The sequence below is a fragment of the Erythrobacter donghaensis genome, from assembly GCF_001557325.1.
Taxonomy (GTDB): Bacteria; Pseudomonadota; Alphaproteobacteria; order Sphingomonadales; family Sphingomonadaceae; genus Erythrobacter; species Erythrobacter donghaensis_B.
Map to the genome: position 1 here is coordinate 1 of NZ_LSJS01000073.1, position 3175 is coordinate 3175.

Annotated in this window: 2 protein-coding genes; both read right to left on the minus strand. The window is 64.9% G+C overall.

Features of this window, described 5'->3' with window-relative positions; all coding sequences use genetic code 11:
* Positions 1–658: 658 nt before the first annotated feature.
* Positions 659–1495, minus strand: a complete 837-nt coding sequence (istB, locus tag AX692_RS03470) for an IS21-like element helper ATPase IstB (protein WP_066114260.1) — start codon at positions 1493–1495, stop codon at positions 659–661.
* Positions 1492–2994, minus strand: a complete 1503-nt coding sequence (istA, locus tag AX692_RS03475) for an IS21 family transposase (RefSeq protein ID WP_066114263.1) — start codon at positions 2992–2994, stop codon at positions 1492–1494. The genes istB and istA overlap by 4 nt, the downstream gene beginning before the upstream one ends.
* Between the last annotated feature and the right edge of the window lie 181 nt (positions 2995–3175).

Below are 3175 nucleotides of genomic sequence, written 5' to 3' on the forward strand. Positions count from 1 at the left end.
GGGTTGGGGGCTCCCCTCTTTCGTCATTGCGAGCCGAAGGCGAAGCAACCCATGGCCTGCCATCGCCCAATGCCGCTCCCTCGGGCCATGGATTGCCGCCCCCGGATCAAGTCCGGGGTCGCAATGACGCGGTGAGGGTTGCGGCAGGCGCCGACATCTCCGCGCCTCTCTGCTCCTCTGCGGTCTCTGCGTGAAACCCCTGCCCTGCCCCTCGCGCTGCCCTCTTCGCGTCTTCGCGTGAACCCAAGGAAGCGGGCCCCCGGGTCCCCGGCCTTCGCCGGGGCAGGCAAGTCCGGGGAGACGAAAAGGGGGGACGGACGCCGCCCTCTCCCCTCCGCGAGTCGTTTGTTGGCGCGCTGACGCTGCGCGTCTTCTCCGCCTTCGGCTCCGAATCCAGGCGCCGGGCGCGGGCCGTCCGGCCCGGTTGTCCTCGCTTCGCTCGTTCAGCTTCGCTTCGGCTTTCCTCGCATAAGCTCGGGCGCGCGGGCAGTTGTGCTTCGCACGTCTACGCCTTCGGCTTCGACTCCGCGCTTGCGGCGCTGCGCGCCGGTTCACCTGTAGCGCGACATTCAAGGTGAGAGTTGCGCGACGATCAGGATGAGAAGTTGATTGTCGCGGCGCGACATTGTGTGGGCATGTTGATTGTCGCTGGCAAGGTCTATTTGTCGTCCTGATTGTCGCGGACGGCTTCAAGGACCTTGGGCGTGGTGAAGTTGGCGGGTCGGCCGGGGCCTGACCGGCGTGCTTCGGCGGTTCGCCGCCGATAGCTTTCGACGTTCATCTCGAAGATCGTTGCGTGGTGGACCAGTCGGTCCACTGCGGCGAGCGTCATGGCCGGATCGGGGAAGATGCTGTTCCACTCGCCGAAGGGCTGGTTGGCGGTGATCAGCATCGAGCGGCGTTCGTAGCGGGCACTGATCAGCTCGAACAGGACCGATGTCTCGGCCTGATCGCGGCTGACATAGGCGAAGTCGTCGAGGACCAGCAGGTGGTACTTGTCGAGCTTTGCCAACGCGGATTCGAGCGCCAGTTCACGCCGGGCGACCTGGAGGCGCTGCACGAGGTCGGAAGTGCGCGCGAACAGGACACGCCAACCATTCTCGACCAGCGCAAGGCCGATGGCAGCGGCCAGATGGGTCTTGCCGCCACCGGGCGGGCCGAAGAGGATGAGGTTGGCCCCCTGCTCGAGCCATCCATCACCCGCGCACATGGCCATGACCTGGGCCTTCGATACCATCGGCACAGCCTCGAACGCGAAGGTGTCGAGGGTCTTTCCGGCGGGCAGTTTGGCCTCGGCCAGATGCCGCTCGGTCCGCCGCCGATCCCGTTCGGCGATCTCATGCTCGGCGAGCGCGGTCAGGAGGCGGGCGGCAGGCCAGCCTTCCTTGTCGGCGCGCGCGGCGAAGTCGCCCCACATATGCTTGATTGCCGGCAAGCGCAGTTCGTTCAGCATCAGACTGAGCCGCTGGGCGTCGATCATCGGGGATGTGCTCATGCCGCCTCTCCCCATCCGATCAGGCTGTCGTAGGAGGCCAGACGCCCGAGCTTTACATCCACCTGAGGTAATTGCTCAGGATCAGGCGAGAACCGGCTGCGCAGAGCAGCGATGTCAGGGCATCGCCGCGCGGCAAGATCGGCTTCGAGCAGTCCGGCAAGCTCAGCCTCACAGGCGCGCTCGTGCGCCATGGCCAGCAGATCGACGGTCATCCTGCAGGCGGCGTGCTCGCCTTCATGCTCCAGCAGATGCTCGAACATCCGTCGGTAGGCTTCGCGGGGGAACAGGCTATCGCGATAGACCAACCCCATAAGCGCCATCGGCTTGCGCCGCAGCGAGTGGATCACATGCCGGTAATCGACGATATGACCATGCTTGCCATTGTCGCCAGCGCGGCCGCGCACCAGGGTCATGAGCAGCGTGCTGCCCAGGAACAGATCGATCCGGTCATCATAGAGCCGCGCGCGCAGGCGGTGTCCGATTAGCCTTGAAGGCACGGTGTAGAACACCTTGCGCAAGGTAAAGCCGCCCGATGAGGTGACCCTGACCAGCACGGCCTCATAATCACTCGTGCGCGTATCTGGCAGCGGCTGCAAGGTCCGACGCTCGACATCGATCGAGGGAGCATGGCGCCGATTGCGCGCGGTCACGACCTCATCGATAAAGCCGCGATACGCCGCCAGATCAGCAAAGTCGCTGCTTCCCCTCAGCAGCAAGGCATCCCTCACCACAGCCTTGATGTGGCCGTGAGAGCTCTCGATCGAGCCGTTCTCGTGGGCAACGCCTGTATTGTTGCGGGTCGGCTCCATCCCGTAATGTCGGCACAGCGCATCATATCGCGTGGTCAGATCAGCGCGGGCATCGGCATCAAGATTACGGAACGCAGCCGAGAGGCTGTCCGTCCGGTGACGCCGCGGAGCACCGCCTGCGGACCACAAGGCGTTCTGCAGCCCCTCAGCCAAGGCAACAAAGCTCTCGCCGCCCAGGATCACATGGCAGTGCTCGAACCCGCCATAGGTCAGTCGGAAGTGATAGAGCATATGCTCCAGCGGCACGCCTGCGACCGTGACATTGAGATCGCCCATATGGGTGAAGTCCGACAGGCCAAGCCTGCCCGGCTCATGCAACTGCCGGAAGATGACCTCGCGCTCGGGCCCATGCAGCGCACGCCAGCCCCTGATCCGCCGCTCCAGCGTCCGGCGCGCAAACGGCAGATCGCCGTGCCGACGGCGCAGCTCCTCAAAGACCGCAATCGGACGCAGCCCGGGCGCTGCTTCCAACAGCGGCACAACCTCCTCGTCGAAGAACCCGGCAAGCGGATCGGGACGCCGCCGCCCACGGGGCGCCTTCTTCTGCGAAGGTAGCTGCGGATCCTTCAGCAGCCGGTAGCCCGCAGCCGGGCTCATCCCCGCCTTCGCCGCAGCCACGGCCACCGGGTGGTCTTTCCTCAATGTCATAAACAGCCTCATCTGATGATCGGTTATGTGACGGCCAGGCACACACGGGGTCCTCCTCAAAGGAAAAACCCCACCATACCCAACACCGCGATCATCTCCGGCAGCCCCCAAAAGGGTGCTCCGGTGTGGGGGGAACGGCTACGGGCTACGCCCTGCGCCGCTCCCCCCACACCGGATTCTCATCTTGATTGTCGCGCATTCTCATTCTGATTGTCGCGCGACA

Excerpts from the sequence above, each read along its gene's own strand:
- istB (WP_066114260.1), bottom strand. The coding sequence starts at position 1,495 with ATGAGCACATCCCCGATGATCGACGCCCAGCGGCTCAGTCTGATGCTG.